Genomic DNA, 15,376 nt, shown 5'->3' with positions numbered 1-15,376 from the left:
CGCTCGGGCGGCGTGGGCGGTGGCCGCCCAGGGCATTCTCGAGCGCACTGCGCGGCGATACAACGGATTCATCACCTACATGGATCTGGCCGAACAAGTCCAAGAAGAAGCCGGCATTCGCACCCGAATACAGATGCGCAACTGGATCGGAAAGGTCCTCGGAGTAGTAGTCGACGAATGCGCACGTCGCGGCGAGCCCCCGCTCACGGCACTCTGCGTCAAGCAGGACCACACCGTCGGCGACGGTTACCGCTACGTCCTCGAGACCGCCAGTGAGCCCATTCCCGATGACCTCGATCATCACGCCGCCTGGGCCCGGCTCGAGTGCTACCGCGCCTATGCCGACAACCTGCCCGCGGACGGTGGAGAACCCACGCTCACGCCCAAGGTGGCGGCCACGCGGTCCGCAGCGGCTCGCCGGGATGCGTCGACCAGACACACCCAAACCGATTTCTGCCCGGTACACCGCACGGCTCTTCCGGCTACCGGTCGATGCGACTACTGCGATTAAGCAACCGACAACGGGGACGACATCGTGCCCACCCAACTGGCGGTACGATGCGCGCTGCCCGAGACCAACTCGCCCCTGCCGTACCGATGTGGAATGAGCGTCGAACCGCTAACGGAGTCTTGATATTCGGCCGCGTCCACTTTCGCGACCGGAACGTTCCCCTGCCGGAATCCCAGTAGTGCACCGGCATCGAAGACACCGTCGCGCGCATCGTCGCCGCACGCGACGAGTTCGAGTCACGCAACCGCTGAAAGGCCCTCACAGCCGCTCGGCCGTCAGTCATCCGCTCCTGCAATTGCACGAGCGGATGACTGCGAGGTGCGCGGATAATGTTCTGCGCCTCAGCCTTCCGCCGCCGGCAGCAGATGTCCCATCCGCCGTCGTTTGGCTTCGAGGTAACGCACGTTCGCCGGGGCCCTGCCGACGTGCAGCGGCACCCGCCCCGACACGACGATGCCGTTGGCCTCGAGGCCGGAGATCTTGGCCGGGTTGTTGGTGAGCAGCCGCACCGACCGCACACCGAGGTCGTGCAGGATCGCGGCGGCACCGCCGTATTCGCGGCCGTCGGCGGGTTCGTCCAGTTCCAGATTGGCCTGCACGGTGTCCAGGCCGCCGTCCTGCAGCCGGTAGGCGGCCAGCTTCTTCAGCAGTCCGATGCCACGGCCCTCGTGCCCGCGCAGATACACCAGCACCCCGCCCTCGTGGGCGAGACGCTCGAGGGCGGCGTCGAGCTGCGGGCCGCATTCGCAGCGCTGGGAGGCGAACGACTCCCCGGTCAGGCACTCCGAATGCACCCGCACCAGCGCCCCGTCGACCGGGTCTCCGGCGAGCAGCGCCAGGTGCTCGGCACCGGTGTGCCGGTCCAGGTAGCCGACGGCACGGAAGGTGCCGAACCGGGTCGGCATCACGGTCTCGTCGGCGCGGATCACCCGCCCGGCCGGCACCACGGTTGCGGGCAGCGGGTGCGCGGCGCGGTAGTTGATCAGCTCCGCGACGGTGAGGACGGGCAGGTCGTGCCGGGCGCCGAGGTCCTCGATGCCGGGCATGCGCATCATGGACCCGTCGTCGGCGACGAGTTCGGCGATCACCCCGACCTGGGGCAGCCCGGCGAGCGCGCACAGGTCGACGGCGGCCTCGGTGTGGCCGGGACGTTCGAGCACCCCGCCGGGCCGGGCGCGCAGCGGCAGGATGTGCCCGGGCCGGATCAGGTCGCGGGCGGTGGCGGTGGGGTCGGCGAGCACCCGCAGCGTGGTGGCGCGGTCGGCGGCACTGATGCCGGTGCTCACCCCGCGCGCCGCGTCGACCGTGATCGTGTACGCGGTCTGCTTCGGGTCTTGGTTGTCGGTCACCATCGCCGGCAGGTCCAGGGCGTCGGCGCGGGCGCCGGTCATCGGCGCGCACAGCAGGCCCGAGGTGTGCCGCACGGTCCACGCGATCCACTCCGGACTCGCGTGGTGGGCGGCGAGGATCACGTCACCCTCGTTCTCGCGGTCGGCGTCGTCGGCGACGAGGACGGGCCGCCCCGCGCGCAGTGCGGCCAGCGCCGCCTCGATCCGGTTCACGACGCCACCAGCCGGCGGAAGGCGCTGCGGTGGAACACGATCGGCTCGGTGCCGGAGTCGTCGCAGTGCAGTTCGTGGACCCGCAGCACGACGATGGCATGGTCGCCCGCGGGCACTTGCTGTTCGATCGACACGTCCAGCCGGACGCTACAGCCGGCGACGAACAGCGCTCCCCTGTCCCGGGTTTCGGTGTCGATGCCGGCGAACCGGTCGCCGTCCTTGGCCGCGAGCACCCGGGCGGCACCGTCGGAGTTCAGGACGCTGATGCCCAGTCGCGGTCGTGCCGCGAGCTTCGGCCAGGTGGTGGAGGTGTTCTGCACGCAGAATGCCACCAGCGGCGGATCCAACGACACCGGCACGAACGTGCTCGCGGCCATGCCGAGGCGTTCGGTGCCGGTGTCGGCGCAGATCGCGACGACCCCGGACGGGATGTGGGCGAAGGCGCGACGCAGCGCGGCGCCGTCGAGGGTCAGGGTGGTCATCGGGCCTCCGTCCGGAGAGTGGAGCGCAGGACCGGAGCCCAGCGCTGGGCGTAGTCCGCGATCCGCGTGTCGGTGGTGTAGGTGGAGTCGAGCAGGTACAGACCCGGCGCCGGGGTGGTGGCACCGAGTTCGACGAGGACCGGCTTGAGCAGCAGGTCCGGGGCCAGGGCGTGGGCCGGGCCGGCGCCGAGCATGAGCGGCACGGCGGTGACGTCGCGCAGGCCGTCGCCGGTGGCGAACTGGTCGAGGAAGAGCTTGAGGATGCCGGTGTAGGTGGCCTTGAAGGTGGGGCTGGCGACGACCACGAGGTCCGAGGCGGCGACGGTGTCCACCGCCGCCTTGACGGCGTCGTCGCCCCAGCCGAGCAGGCCGGGTCCGAGGGTGATTACGTCGACGACGTGGTCGGGGGCGGAGCCGGTGAGTTCGGTGGCCAGGTGGGTGGCGGCGTCGAGGGTGCGGGAGCCGGGCTTGGGGTTGCCGGCGACGACGGTGGTCTTCATGGCGGGTGTCCTTCGGTCGGGCGCTCAGCGCGCGGATCGGGAGGCGGTGCGACGACGGACCGCACCGGAGAGGGCGACGGCGACGACGAGTGCGCCGCCGTAGAACAGTTGCTGGACGAAGCTGGCGACGCCGAGCATCTGCAGCCCGACGACCCCGGCGACGAGGAAGTACACCGCGACGAGGGTGCCGAAGGCGTTGAAGCGGCCGGGCACGATCGCGGTGGCGCCCAGGAATGCGGCGGCGAACGCCGGCAGCATGAACGACTGGCCGGACGACGGGTCGGCGCCGCCGAGCATGCCGGCGTAGACGATGCCGGCCAGGGCCGCGACGAGCGCGGAGGTGACGAGCGCGCCACCGCGGATGCGGTCGACGTGCAGGCCGCTGAGCCGCGCGACCTGCGGGCCGCGCCCGACGAACAGCAGCCGCCGCCCGATCGGCGTGTACTGGAAGATCACCGCGGTGAGCAGGACGAGGGCGAGGGCGTAGTAGAACTGCAGCGACACCCCGAACAGGCGGGTGCCGATGGTCGCGTCGACGAGCGCGGCGTCGATGCCGGTGACCGAGGTGGAATCGGAGATCCACTGCACCACGCCGAGGACGACCGTGCCGCTGCCGAGCGTCGCGATGAACGAGTCGATGTGCAGCCGGACGACGAGCACGGCGTTCACGACGCCGACGAACAGCGCGACAAGCACGGCGACGGCGATGGCCGGCAGCAGCGACCAGCCCTGCTGGACGTTGAGCACCGCGATGGTCATCGCGGCGAGGGACATGGTGGACACGGCCGAGAGGTCGAACTCGCCGGCGGTGAGCGGCACGATCAGCCCGAGGGCGAGGATGAGCAGCACGGCCTGGGAGCCGAGGATGTTCTGCAGGTTGTTCGCGGTCGGGTAGATCTCGGGGCGCAGCGCGCTGAACACGAGCACGACGGCGACGAGGGCCAGCACGAGCGCGTACTTCTCGACCAGCGGGCCGAGCGCGACGCGCGGCCGGGCGGAGTCCGCCACGGGTGCGGGAGTTTTCGTGGTGGTGGTCTTGTCGAGGGTGACGGACATCAGGCTTTCACTTCCTGTCGGGTCAGTCCGAGGACGCTGTCCGAGATGTGGTGCTTGGAAAGGTGGTCGCCGGTGAGGTCGGCGACGATGTGGCCGCGGGAGAAGACGAGGACGCGGTCGCACAGCACCGACAGCTGCTCGTAGTCGGAGCTGGCGACGACGATGCCCGCTCCCCCGCGCGCCGTCTCGCGGAGCATCTCGAAGATGCGGGCGCGGGCACCGATGTCTACGCCCTGAGTGGGTTCGGCGAGCAGCACCAGCGCCGGGTCGGTCTGGAGCCACTTGCCGAGCAGGGCCTTCTGCTGGTTGCCGCCGGAGAGGGAACCGTAGACGGCCTGGGGGTCGCGGGGCCGCACGTCGCAGCGTTCGGCTAGGGACGCGGCGACGGCCCTGAGCGCGCCCGGTTTGACCAGGCCCGCGCCGAGAATCGGCAGGGTGACGTTCTCGGCGACGGTCAGCTCCGGCGCGCTGCCCTCCACCTTGCGGTCCGGCGGCACGTACACCACCTTGCGGTCGAGCGCGTCGATCGGCGTGATCGTCTGTAGCGCAACGGTGTCGGGTCCGATCGTCAACCTTCCCCCGCGGGCCGGTCGGGCCCCGTAAACGGCGGGCAGCACGTCGTCGTAGCCGGAGCCGGCGATGCCGGTGAGGCCGACGATCTCGCCGGGCCGCACGTCGAAGCCGATCCCGTCGACGGTCGCGGTCTCGAGTTCCTCGACCCGGGCGAGCGGCGACGCGTCGTCGAAGTCGCGGACGGGACCGGCGACGCGGGGGTCGGCGGAGTCGAGGCTGCGGCCGACGATGAGGTCGATGAGCGAGACGGCGGTGAGGTCGCGGGTGCGGTGGGTGCCCTGGGAGACGCCGTCGCGCAGGACGGTGACGCGGTCGGTGTGGTCGAGCACCTCGTCGAGGTCGTGCGAGACGAACAGGACCGCGGCCTTCCTGTCGGCGACGATCTCGCGGACGACGGAGAACAGCAGGTCGGTGCCCTCGCGGGGGAGGAAGACGGTCGGCTCGTCGAGGACGAGGAGGGTGCGGCGGTCGCCGAGTTCCTCCACGGCCCGCAGGATCGCGACGAGCGCGCGGTCGGTCTCGCCGAGGCTCGACACCGGCGCATCCGGGTCGACGTCGAGGCCGAAGCGGTCGAACAGCGCTCGGGCGGTGCCCTTCTCGCGCCGCCACGAGATCCACGGCCTAGAGCCGGCGACGACGGGCCCGACGCGCAGGTTCTCCACCACCGACAGGTCGGGCACGAGCGCGAGGTCCTGGTGGACGAAGCTGATGCCGAGTTCGCGGAACCCGCCGGCGGGGACGGGCAGGGGCACGTCGCGGCCGCGGACCTGCAGGGCGGCACCGGGGTCGGGGGCGTGGAAACCGGCGAGGACCTTGATGAGGGTGGACTTGCCGGAGCCGTTCTCGCCGAGCAGGCCGTGCACCTCGCCGGCGTGGATCGTCAGGCCGACGTCCTTCAGGACGGTGTGGCTGCCGAAGGTCTTGGACAGGCCGACGATGTTGACGATGGGGTCAGGGCTGCTCACTGGACCCCCACAGGGCCTCGTAGCCGGTGACGTAGGCGGTGCCGTAGCCCTTGTCGGGCTGCGGCGGGGTGCCGGTCTCGTCGATGTTGTCGGCGGTGATGAGCTTGAGCGGGGTCTGCTGGGCACCGTTCGGGACGGGGTCGTAGCCCAGGAGCAGGCGGCCGGCCTGGTCCATGGTGGCCCAGGCGAGCCACGGGATGGATTCGCCGACGTTCATGGTGACGATGCCGTCGTCCTGCTGGATCTTCAGCACGGCGGGGGTGCCGTTGACGGAGGAGATCTCGACCTGGCCGGTCTTGCCGGCGGCCTTGATGCCGGACTGGGCATAGAGCGACATCGAATCGTAGATGGGCAGGACGAAGTTGATGGTGGGGTCGGCGGAGAGGGCTGACTGCACCTCGGACTGGATCTTGGTGGCCCACTCGGCGACGGGCACGTTGACGATCTTGTATTCGCACCGGGGGCAGTACTGCGCGATCTCGTCCTCCATCGCCGCGACCTCGGCCTTGGCGGGCGGGACCTCGTTGGAGGTAATGATCAGGGCGTTGCCCTCGCCGTCGGTCTGATCGATCATCCAGTCGACGGTGAGGCGGTTGGCCTCGGCGAGCGGGGCGTCGGTGGTGGCGTCGACGAGCCCCTCGAGGCCGGCTGGCAGCGACTCCCCGCGCAGGATGGTGTGGGTGAGCAGGACGGGAATGTTTGCCGCCTCGGCCTTTTCGAGGGCCGGCTTGATGAGGGAGGCGTCGATGCCCTGGGAGAGGATGATCAGGTCGACCCTCTGGTTGACGGCCTGCTCGACGCCGGTGGCCCACTGGGCGGGCTGGCCCTGGTTGGTGTATTCGATCCAGGTGGCGCCGTAGCGTTCGGCGACCTTCTTCGATTCCTCGTCGACGGCGACGTTGTAGGGGTTCTCGCTGTTGGTGGGGATCGCGAAGATCGTCTTGCCGGCGATGTTCCGCATCGGGAAGGGCTCGGCCTCGAGTGTGAACTCCGGGTCGGCCGCGTACTTCGCGAGCTGGGCGCGGGCGTATTCGATGCCGGCCGCGACGTCGACGTCGGAGACGTCGCCGCCGCCGGAGCCGGAACTACTGCATGCGGCGAGACCGAGGGCGGCCGTGAGAGTGAGCGCGGCGATCGCGGCGCGGCCGGGAAGGGTGGTGCGCATGAATTCTCCTGGAGGGGGAAGAGGAGGTTCGACGAGAGGCGGGATTCGACGAGAGGCGGGGGCGCGTCGTTGCGGGGCCGGCCGATGCGGTCGATGACTTCGAATGTATCGGGTGCCGTGTTGCGGCCGGCAACACCGTTGGTTCGTTCGTGTTAACTGCCGTGCGGCTCCGCCGCCCGTGCGCGTTTCTGGTAGCCAGCGCTACCGGAATCACGCACGGGCGAGGTAGGACTGGGCGCGGGTCAGCGGCCAGACCTCGGCCATTTTCTGCTGCATGTCGAACAGGTTCGAGTGGTGGATGGCCGGATCCCGGTCGCCCACGGCGTCTTCCACGACTATGGGAATGTAGCCGTGCTGCATCGCGTCGAGGGTCGTCGCGCGCACGCAGCCGCTCGTGGACAGGCCGGCGATGAGGACAGTGTCCACCCCGAGCGACGTCAGGTACGAATTCAGCGACGTCCCGAAGAACGCGCTCGCGTACTTCTTCGTCACGAGCAGCTCGGCACACGTCGGCTCGAGGCCGTCGATGAGCTCCCCGTACGGGCTGCCCTCGCAGAACGCGACGAGCGTGCCCGACTTCTTGAAGAACACCCCGGCGTCGGCGCCGTCGGCGCGCAGCCGCACCTCGGTGATCACGACGGGGATGCCGGCGGCGCGGGCGTCGGCGAGCAGCGTGCGCATCGCCGCGACGTTCTCCTCCACCCCGGCGTAGAGCGGGCAGTCCGGGTCGATGTAGGCGCGGGCCGGGTCGACGACGATCAGGGCCGGGCGAGTGCCGGGCTGAAGTTCCTGCCCGAAGCCGGCGCGGGCGTAGTCGGCCGCCTGGGTGGTGCGGTCGGCGAGGGTCATGCGATGTCCTTCAGGGTCGTGACGGGCTCGAGGGGACGCACGGCGGCGGGCGCGGCGTTCCGTCGCGGGAAGGCCAGGCACACGGCGACGCCCGCGGCGGCGACGACGGTGAGCGCGAGACCCACCGCGCGGACGTTGTCGACGAACCGCGCCAGTTCGGCGCTGCCGAGCGTGCCGAGGGTGCCGCCGTACGCGGCCTGCCGCGCGGTGGCGCTGAGCCCGACGGTCGCGACGGCCAGCGCCAGCGCGGTGCTGAGCAGGTAGCCGACGTTCTGCAGCGTCGAGCGCAGCCCGTTGGCGATCCCGCGACGTTCCGCGGGCGCGGTGAGCATCAGCGCGCTGGTGCTCGGGGTCATGAACAGGCCGGTGCCGCAGCCGAGGACGAACAGGAACGGCGCCGTCGCTCCTAGCGATCCGCCGTCCGGCGAGAGCATCAGGGTGACGCCGAGCAGCCCGACGGCGTTGAGCGCCATGCCCGTGGCGGTCAGCGTGCGCGGGGTGAAGCGCAGCATCAGCGAGCCCGCGGCGGCGGCCGCGACGACGGTGCCCACCGCGACGGGCATCACCAGCAACCCAGCCGCGACGGCCGAGATCCCGCCCACCGCCTGCCCGTACAGCGACACGAGCAGCGTCACCGCGTAGGTGGCGACGGCGTTGACGAGCACCGCCACGAGGACGAGCGCGATGCCGCGGTTGCGGAACAGCGTCAGGTCCACCAGCGGATGGGCGCGACGGATCTGCACCGCCGCGAACACCGCGCCGAGCACCAGGCTCGCGGCGCCGCACGCCCACGGCAACCACGGCGACGACGTCACCCCCGGTGTCAGCGCCAGCACGACGGCGGTCAGCAGCGCGGTCGACAGCACGGCCCCCGCCAGGTCGAACGGCTCGCGCTCGATGCGCCGGCGGGTGCCACGCGGGATCACCATCAGCGACGACGCGATCGCGAGCACGCCCACCGGCAGCACGACGACGAACAGCCCGCGCCAGCCGAACGCGGCCGTCGCCGCACCGCCGATCACCGGCCCGACGACCTGCGCGACGGCCGCGACGGTCGCGTTCCAGCCGAGGGCACGGCCCAGGCTGTGCGGCGGGAAGGTGTCGGTGAGCAGCGCCGTGTTGTTGGTGACGACGGCCGCCGCCCCGACGCCCTGCAGCACCCGCCCCGCGATCAGCCACCCGGCGGTCGGCGCGAGCATGCACAGCCCGGTCGCGACCGTGAACACCGCCAGCCCCGCCAGATACAGCGGGCGCCGGCCGACGATGTCGGCGAGCCGGCCGAACACGAGGATCAGTGCGGTGGTGACGAGCATGTAGCCCAACAGGATCCACGTCGACTGCGCCGCCGAGGCACCCAGCTCGCGGGTGACGGTGGGCAGCGCGACGGTGAGGCCGCTGATGCTGAGGAACACCGCGACCACGCCGATACTGGTGGCCGCGAACACCCGCCACGGATGATGCCGTGCGGCAAGGCTATCCATCGGCGCGACGCTCGTGGACGTCGGTGACGGCCTGCAGCACCTGCGTCAGGCGCAGGCACGTGTCGTCGGCCCACGGCCGGCCCACGATCTGCACGCCGACGGGGAGGCCGTCGACGAAGCCGGCCGGCGCCATCACTGCGGGCAGGCCGAGGTAGTCGAACAGGCCGGTGTTGCGGCCCACGATCGACTGCATCGGGTGGCGCACGCCGTCGATCTCGACGGTGACGTCCGACAGCCGCGCGGCCGTCGCCCCGATGCCCGGGGTGACGAACGCGTCGATCCCGGCGGTGTCGAACGCCTGCACCGTCGCGTGCTGGGCGCCGGCGCGGCGGCGCAGCGAACGCAGGTAGTCCACCGCCGAAGGCACCAGCCCGCGCGCGATGCGCACCTGGGTGCCGATGTCGTACCGCGCGAACCGCTCCAGCGCGCCCTCCTGGTTGGCGGCGAGCTCGCAGGTGAGCACGATGGTGACGTCGTCGTGCAGGCGGTGGGCGTCGGGGATGTCGACGGGCACCACCTCGACGTCCAGGCCCCGCAGCGCGGCGATCGCCGCCTCCCACGCGGCCAGCACGCCCGCGTCGCACAGCTCGGTGAACCACGTGGTGGGGACGCCGAGCCGCACGCCCGCCAGCGACGGCGCGCCGGGAGTGCCGGGGTCCGCGAGGCCGGCCTGCACCTGCCGCGCCACCGCGTCCGGGGCCGCGGCGGGGTCGAGGCCGTCGGGTCCGGCGAGGATGTCGAGGACGACGCGCAGGTCGGCGGCGGAGCGCGCCATCGGCCCGATGTGGTCGAGGGTCCACGACAGCGACGCGACGCCCGTGCGCGGGACGAGCCCGTAGGTGGGCTTGATGCCGGTGAGGTTGCACAGGGCGCTGGGCACGCGGATCGAGCCGCCGGTGTCGGTGCCGAGGGCGAGCGGGACGAGGCGCGCGGCGAGGGCGCCGGCCGAGCCGGTCGACGAGCCGCCGGTCCAGCGGCTGCGGTCCCACGGGTTGGTGACGGCGCCGTGGCGGGCGTTGTGCGGAGCCCCGCAGGCGAATTCGGTGGTCGCGGTGATCAGGACGGGGATGGCGCCGGCGGCCCGCAGCCGGGCGACGGCCGTGGCGTCGGTGCCGGCGACGCGGTCGCCGGTGGTGTGCGAGTCCGCGGTGACCGGGGCGCCGGCGACGTCGACGATGTCCTTGACGCCGAAGAAGACGCCCTCGAGCGGGCGGGCGGTGCCGCCCAGCCAGCGGCGGTCGGAGTCGGCGGCGGCCTCGTCGGCGCCGTCGACGACGGCGAGAATCGCCCCGCCGACGAGCGCCGGGTCGGCCCAGCGGGCGCGCAGCGCGGCGAGCACCGCGGTGGGCGTGGTGGTGTCGGCGGCGTAGGCGGCGAGCAGGTCGAGCACGCCGAGGTCGTGCAGCGCCGCGCCGGTGCGCGCGCGGTGCGCCGGGGCCGGGAGGGGCGGGGCCGGGACGGGGCTCGCGGCGAGCAGCGCGACGGAGTGGGCGGGCTCGGCGGCCGGCGCGTCGGGTGCGGGCGGCAGCGGCGCGAGCCGGGAGGTCTCGAGCAGGGGTGCCATGTCGGCGCGGGCCTGCGGCAGCAGGTCGTCGACGGAGGTGGCCGCGGCGGCGGTGAGGTCGGGATAGTCGGTGGTGGTCACCCGCTCACCTCCAGCGGCAGGGCACTCGGCCGGGGCAGCGGCTCGGGCCGGACGATGCCGGCGGTGAGGTCGGCGAGCAGGCGCAGCACGTCGGGGCGACGGTCGCGGGCCAGCGGGAAGGCCGCGCGCACGGCCGGGACGGCGTCGAGGTCGAGGGTGAAGCGCAGCGTCTCCCCCGCCCGGTGCGCGGGTGCCTGCGCGACGACCTCGCCGTTCGGGGCGATGACGCACGAGAGGCCGAAGTAGTCGACGGTCACGCCGTTCAGGGTCTCCGGCCCGGCACGGTTGGCGGCGACGATCCACATCTGCGATTCGAGGGCACGGGTCTGCAACTCGGCGAGGAACAGGTCTTCGCGGGTGCCGAGGGACGAGACGATCGCGAGCATCACCTCGGCGCCGAGCGCGCGGGCGACGGCCCAATACTCGGGGAAGGTGCGGTCGTAGCAGATCACGCAGCCGAAGCGGGTGCCGAACAGGTCGGCGGTGGCGGGGGCCTGGCCGGGCGCGAAGTGGTACTTCTCGTCGATGTCGACGTCGCCGACCGTGCTCGCGGGCAGCGAGAGCTTGCGGTAGGCGGGCACTGCGCCGCCGTCGGGGGTGCGCCAGGTGACGACCTCACCGGCCGGGTCGACGAGGACGACGGAGTTGTGGGTGGCGTCGTGGGTGGTGCGCTCGAACAGGCCGAAGGCGATCGCGCAGCCGAGTTCGCGGGCGAGGTCGCCGAACAGCGTGGTGGCCTCGCCGGGGACGGTCTGCGCCCAGGGGGTGCGGTCCACGTCGTGGCTGGTGCAGAAGTAGGGGGTGGTGATCAGTTCGGGCAGCACCACCAGGTCGGGGACGGCGCCGGTCGCGTCGGGTGCGGCGGCGGTGCGGCCGAGGGCGGCGAGCCGGGCCAGGTTGCCGAGGAGGTCCTCGGTGAGTTCGCCGGCTTGGACGATCGCGACGTCGAGGGTGCGCGGATGCAAGAGGGAACCTCCGGGTGTGGGGTGGCGGGTGGGGGCGCGGATCGGTGCACGCGCCCCCACCCGCCGCTCGGGGTCAGGCGGCTTCGGCCTGAACGGTGGTGCGGCTCTTCATCAGCGGCTGGATGCGGGTACCGAAGTTCTCGATGCCCTCGACGAAGTCGTCGAAGGTGAGCATGATGCCCTTGATGCCCTCGATCTCGGCGACCTCGTCGAGCATCTTCGCGACGGTCTCGTACGAGCCGACGAGGGTGCCCATGTTGAAGTTCACCGCGCCCTCGGGCAGGGAGATGGTCTTGGCGGTCGAGGCGTCGTCGGCGGTGGCGTCGGCAGCGGACTGGTCGGCCATGTAGCCGAGCGCGGCGAGATCGGCGTTGTCGTGGTAGTCCTGCCACTTCGCCTGGGCCGCTTCGTCGGTCTCGTCGGCGATGATCATGAACAGCGTCAGGGCGCCGACGTCGCGGCCCGTCTTGTTCGCCGCCTCGACGAGGGTGGCGGTGGCGTCGGAGATCGCGGTGGGTGTGTTGATGCCGGTGCCCATGATGAAGTTGTAGTCGGCCATTTCGGAGGCGAACTTCATGCCGCTCTTGGACTGTCCGGCCGCGACGATCGGCACGGCGCCGCCGGTGGGGCTCGGCGAGAGGACGCACTCGTCCATCGTGTAGTGCTCGCCCTTGAAGTTGCTGACGCCGTCGGCCCATAGCTGCCGCATGACGGTCACGTATTCGGTGGCCTGCTGGTAGCGGTAGCCGAAGTACTCCTCGCCCGGCCACAGGCCCATCTGCGTGTATTCGTTGGGCGCCCAACCGGTCACGATGTTGACGCCGAAGCGGCCGGGGGCGATCGAGTCGATGGTCGACGCCATGCGGGCCACCATGGCCGGCGGGAGGGTGAGGATCGGGGTGGAGGCGAACAGCTTGATCTTCTCGGTGACGGCCGCGAGGCCGGCCATGAGGGTGAACGACTCGAGGTTGTGATCCCAGAACTCGGTCTCGCCGCCGAAGCCCTTGAGCTTGATCATCGACAGGGCGAAGTCGAGGCCGTGCTTCTCGGCCTTCTGCACGATCGTCTTGTTGAGCTCGAACGACGGCATGTACTGCGGGGCGCTCTTGGAGATGAGCCAGCCGTTGTTGCCGATGGGGATGAAGACGCCGATTTCCATGTCGCTCCTGAAGCTGCGGGGATTCGAAGAAGCGGTGGGGCAACACTGCCCTGCTCGCTATGACTTCGAATGTATTCAGGGGTTATTGCCGGATCGGAGCTCGTGGGTAACGGACTTGTTGCCCCGGTTAACGATCTTTGACGGACTGCGCACGTCCCACTTGGCCGATGGGGGCCGCACTCCCCCGCTGCACCCATTCCACGGCGAAGTTCCGGTGCACCGGCGCGCCCGCCGCGCCGTCGATCCGCGCGAGCAGCAGTTCGGCGGCGGCCGAGGCCATGTCCTCGAGGGGCTGGCGCACCGTCGTCAGGTCGAACATCGACCAACCCGACGCGTCGAGGTCGTTGTAGCCGACGATCGACACGTCGTCGGGCACGAGCAGGCCCAGGCGTTTGGTGGCGTCGAGGGTGCCGTAGGCCATGTAGTCCGTCGCGCAGAACACGGCCGTCGGCCGGTCCGGCCGGCTCAGCAGCTCCATGCCGCCCTCGAAACCGGTCCTGGCGTCCACCGCGCCGCGGTGGACGAGCGTCTCGTCCAGCGGGTGGCCGTGCCTTTCGAGCCCCTCCCGGAAGCCGGTCTCGCGCAGCTTCACGCTCGGGTTCTCCAGCGGGCCGGAAATCAGTCCGATGCGCCGGTGCCCCATCTCGATCAGGTGGTCGGCGACGAGCCGGCCCCCGCCCACGTTGTCCGACGTCACCCGGTCCACCCGCCCGGCCTGGCTGCCGTCGACGTCGCGGTTGAGGATCACCAGCGGGATCTTCCAGTCGATCATCTCCGACACGATGGGCGAGTCCAGCCGCGCCGAGATGAATACGACCCCGTCCACCAGCCCGCCGCGCAGCGCCAGGATGTCCTTCTCCAACGACCCCTCGGTCCGGTCGCTCATCAGCAGCACCCGGTAGTCGTGCTGCGCGAACCGGTCCTGCAGCGTGTTCACCAGCGTCGGGTACGACGGGTTCCGCAGGTCACCACTGACCACCGCGATCGACGACGACCGCCGCGTGATCAGGCTCCGGGCCGTGATGTGCGGGACGTACCCCATCTCCTTCGCCAAGGCCTGGATGCGATCGCGGGTCTCCTCGATGACGCGCGGGTCGCCCCGGAGGGCGCGGGACACCGTCGACTGCGACACGCCTGCGGCGCGTGCGACGTCGTAGCTGGTGACCGACTTGTTGCCCACGAGCGGATTCTAGGTGCGCACCGCCCCTCCCGGCGCGCAGGCTTGTACTATTTCGCCACAGACTGCACCCATTGCGCCAGCCCACAGTGGGTGCAAGGGTGCCACGGCGGGTGCAAGGTTGCCATGAACCACTCGACTTTCGCTCCCCGGTGGACGACACGATTGACGGCTGGCCGCGCATAGGTTGTCCACTGTGAGCTCCGACGGTCTCGACCCACCCGACGTCGCTGATCGGGGGTGCAACTGCCACGGCGCCCAACCGTAACCCCGCGGCTCCGTAGCTGATGACCGAATCGTTTCTCACCGCAAAATTCAGGAGGGCGTGGAAGTCGCCCTCGTACCACCTACAGAACAATGGAGAGAATCGCCGCCCAAATATCCCGTGCGCACGCTGCAGCCATTCCTGGACGGCGCTGCGGGACAGTGACACCTCAGTCTTGAACCGGTCCCCAAAATCACGCCCTGATCAGCGCTATCGCGATACGCTCGCTACGGAGATCACTGCAATTTCGGCCGCTTCCGTGGAGGTGCCGTGGCATGACGAACGAGGCACATAGTGCAGCTCCGGGGTGGTATCCGAGCCCTGACGGCAGCATGCGCTACTGGGACGGCAGCCAGTGGTTGGATCTTCCCGCACCCCCTCAGCCGCACGCCGGACCACCACGCTGGAAGTCCCTGATACGGAAGCCGATCACGTGGGGTATCGCGGCCCTCCTCGCGGTTGTGGCAGTCGCGGGCATCGCCTGGAAGGTCTCCCACGATGCCGAGATCGAGGCTCAGGTTGCTGCGGCCGAGGCCGCGGCGTCGGCGGCAGCACAAAGGGAAGCCGATCGGATCGCGGCCGAGAAAGCAGAGGAGGAACGACGCGCAGAGGCAGAGCGCTCCATGCGAAGAGTAAGCGTCACCCAGATCGAAGCAAGTATCAAGCAGATGGCCGAGAAGCACGCCAATTCGTCGATCATCGATGGACCGATCCTCTCCGTGTCGTGTTCGCCGGTCGGAGGTGGCTCCATCGACGATCTCACCGAGATGACAACGATATTCGAGTGCTTCGCGGCAACGAAAGACAACGGCGATGGCACGATGAGCGGCTACAAATACCACGCGACCATGAACTGGAGCACCGGAAGTTTCACGTATGGGTTCGGAGCTCCCTGATCGCCACGCCGCTCCGGATGTCGTTGTCATCTCGGTGAGATCGTCGATGGAGCCACCTCCGACCGGCGAACACGACACGGAGAGGATCGGTCCATCGATGATCGACGAATTGGCGTGCTTCTCGG

Annotated in this window: 14 protein-coding genes; 2 read left to right on the top strand and 12 right to left on the bottom strand. The window is 70.5% G+C overall.

The features are described from left to right. A partial coding sequence (locus AIIKEEIJ_RS04345) for a hypothetical protein (RefSeq protein ID WP_238406199.1) occupies positions 1-511 on the top strand: 511 nt, incomplete at its 5' end. Between the two features lie 341 nt (positions 512-852). On the opposite strand, the gene ribB is transcribed toward AIIKEEIJ_RS04345, so the two are convergent. The 12 genes from ribB to AIIKEEIJ_RS04285 form a co-directional block, all read right to left on the bottom strand. Then, positions 853-2,073 carry a 3,4-dihydroxy-2-butanone-4-phosphate synthase gene (gene ribB, locus AIIKEEIJ_RS04340; RefSeq protein WP_161995025.1) on the bottom strand — a complete coding sequence of 407 codons (1,221 nt, stop codon included), beginning with the start codon at positions 2,071-2,073 and terminating at the stop codon, positions 853-855. Continuing rightward, entirely contained in the window at positions 2,070-2,555 is a 486-nt protein-coding gene (locus AIIKEEIJ_RS04335) for a flavin reductase family protein (protein WP_161995024.1), read from the bottom strand. Before AIIKEEIJ_RS04335 ends, ribB begins: the two co-directional genes overlap by 4 nt. Further along, on the bottom strand, positions 2,552-3,055 hold the full coding sequence (locus AIIKEEIJ_RS04330) for an NADPH-dependent FMN reductase (RefSeq protein ID WP_043797286.1): 504 nt from the start codon (positions 3,053-3,055) through the stop codon (positions 2,552-2,554). Before AIIKEEIJ_RS04330 ends, AIIKEEIJ_RS04335 begins: the two co-directional genes overlap by 4 nt. A 24-nt stretch (positions 3,056-3,079) precedes the next feature. Next, positions 3,080-4,111, bottom strand: coding sequence for an ABC transporter permease (locus AIIKEEIJ_RS04325; protein WP_161995023.1), 1,032 nt, complete (start codon positions 4,109-4,111; stop codon positions 3,080-3,082). Further along, the gene (locus tag AIIKEEIJ_RS04320) at positions 4,111-5,649 is read right to left on the bottom strand and encodes an ATP-binding cassette domain-containing protein (RefSeq protein ID WP_161995022.1); all 1,539 of its coding nucleotides are present in this window, start codon (positions 5,647-5,649) and stop codon (positions 4,111-4,113) included. The genes AIIKEEIJ_RS04325 and AIIKEEIJ_RS04320 overlap by 1 nt, the downstream gene beginning before the upstream one ends. Further along, on the bottom strand, positions 5,636-6,814 hold the full coding sequence (locus tag AIIKEEIJ_RS04315) for a substrate-binding domain-containing protein (RefSeq protein ID WP_161995021.1): 1,179 nt from the start codon (positions 6,812-6,814) through the stop codon (positions 5,636-5,638). The genes AIIKEEIJ_RS04320 and AIIKEEIJ_RS04315 overlap by 14 nt, the downstream gene beginning before the upstream one ends. 210 nt (positions 6,815-7,024) lie before the next feature. Then, the gene (locus AIIKEEIJ_RS04310) at positions 7,025-7,663 is read right to left on the bottom strand and encodes an isochorismatase family protein (RefSeq protein ID WP_064066746.1); all 639 of its coding nucleotides are present in this window, start codon (positions 7,661-7,663) and stop codon (positions 7,025-7,027) included. Beyond that, positions 7,660-9,144: an MFS transporter gene (locus tag AIIKEEIJ_RS04305; protein WP_161995020.1), complete on the bottom strand. Its 1,485-nt coding sequence runs from the start codon at positions 9,142-9,144 to the stop codon at positions 7,660-7,662. The genes AIIKEEIJ_RS04310 and AIIKEEIJ_RS04305 overlap by 4 nt, the downstream gene beginning before the upstream one ends. Then, positions 9,137-10,789 carry an amidase family protein gene (locus AIIKEEIJ_RS04300; protein WP_161995019.1) on the bottom strand — a complete coding sequence of 551 codons (1,653 nt, stop codon included), beginning with the start codon at positions 10,787-10,789 and terminating at the stop codon, positions 9,137-9,139. Before AIIKEEIJ_RS04300 ends, AIIKEEIJ_RS04305 begins: the two co-directional genes overlap by 8 nt. Continuing rightward, complete coding sequence (locus tag AIIKEEIJ_RS04295; RefSeq protein ID WP_161995018.1) at positions 10,786-11,754, bottom strand: nitrilase-related carbon-nitrogen hydrolase; 969 nt, start codon at positions 11,752-11,754, stop codon at positions 10,786-10,788. The genes AIIKEEIJ_RS04300 and AIIKEEIJ_RS04295 overlap by 4 nt, the downstream gene beginning before the upstream one ends. Positions 11,755-11,827: 73 nt before the next feature. Next, entirely contained in the window at positions 11,828-12,913 is a 1,086-nt protein-coding gene (gene rutA / locus AIIKEEIJ_RS04290) for a pyrimidine utilization protein A (RefSeq protein ID WP_017680428.1), read from the bottom strand. A 127-nt stretch (positions 12,914-13,040) separates the two neighbouring features. Further along, a complete protein-coding gene (locus AIIKEEIJ_RS04285) occupies positions 13,041-14,093 on the bottom strand; it encodes a substrate-binding domain-containing protein (RefSeq protein WP_161995017.1) in 1,053 nt (350 codons plus the stop codon). 537 nt (positions 14,094-14,630) lie between these two features. Here AIIKEEIJ_RS04285 and AIIKEEIJ_RS04280 point away from each other — a divergent pair. Further along, positions 14,631-15,251 carry a DUF2510 domain-containing protein gene (locus AIIKEEIJ_RS04280; protein WP_043800128.1) on the top strand — a complete coding sequence of 207 codons (621 nt, stop codon included), beginning with the start codon at positions 14,631-14,633 and terminating at the stop codon, positions 15,249-15,251. Positions 15,252-15,376: the final 125 nt, after the last annotated feature.

The sequence above is a fragment of the Rhodococcus sp. YH1 genome (assembly GCF_009939605.1).
Lineage (GTDB): Bacteria > Actinomycetota > Actinomycetes > Mycobacteriales > Mycobacteriaceae > Rhodococcus > Rhodococcus aetherivorans.
The sequence above is the reverse complement of the archived record's forward strand: the minus strand, read 5'-3'. Positions and strand labels throughout refer to the sequence as shown.

Coding starts and splice junctions, on each gene's coding strand:
- AIIKEEIJ_RS04305 (WP_161995020.1), bottom strand. CDS start 9,144: ATGGATAGCCTTGCCGCACGGCATCATCCGTGGCGGGTGTTCGCGGCC.
- AIIKEEIJ_RS04310 (WP_064066746.1), bottom strand. CDS start 7,663: ATGACCCTCGCCGACCGCACCACCCAGGCGGCCGACTACGCCCGCGCC.
- AIIKEEIJ_RS04325 (WP_161995023.1), bottom strand. CDS start 4,111: ATGTCCGTCACCCTCGACAAGACCACCACCACGAAAACTCCCGCACCC.
- AIIKEEIJ_RS04280 (WP_043800128.1), top strand. CDS start 14,631: ATGACGAACGAGGCACATAGTGCAGCTCCGGGGTGGTATCCGAGCCCT.
- AIIKEEIJ_RS04330 (WP_043797286.1), bottom strand. CDS start 3,055: ATGAAGACCACCGTCGTCGCCGGCAACCCCAAGCCCGGCTCCCGCACC.
- rutA (WP_017680428.1), bottom strand. CDS start 12,913: ATGGAAATCGGCGTCTTCATCCCCATCGGCAACAACGGCTGGCTCATC.
- AIIKEEIJ_RS04315 (WP_161995021.1), bottom strand. CDS start 6,814: ATGCGCACCACCCTTCCCGGCCGCGCCGCGATCGCCGCGCTCACTCTC.
- AIIKEEIJ_RS04335 (WP_161995024.1), bottom strand. CDS start 2,555: ATGACCACCCTGACCCTCGACGGCGCCGCGCTGCGTCGCGCCTTCGCC.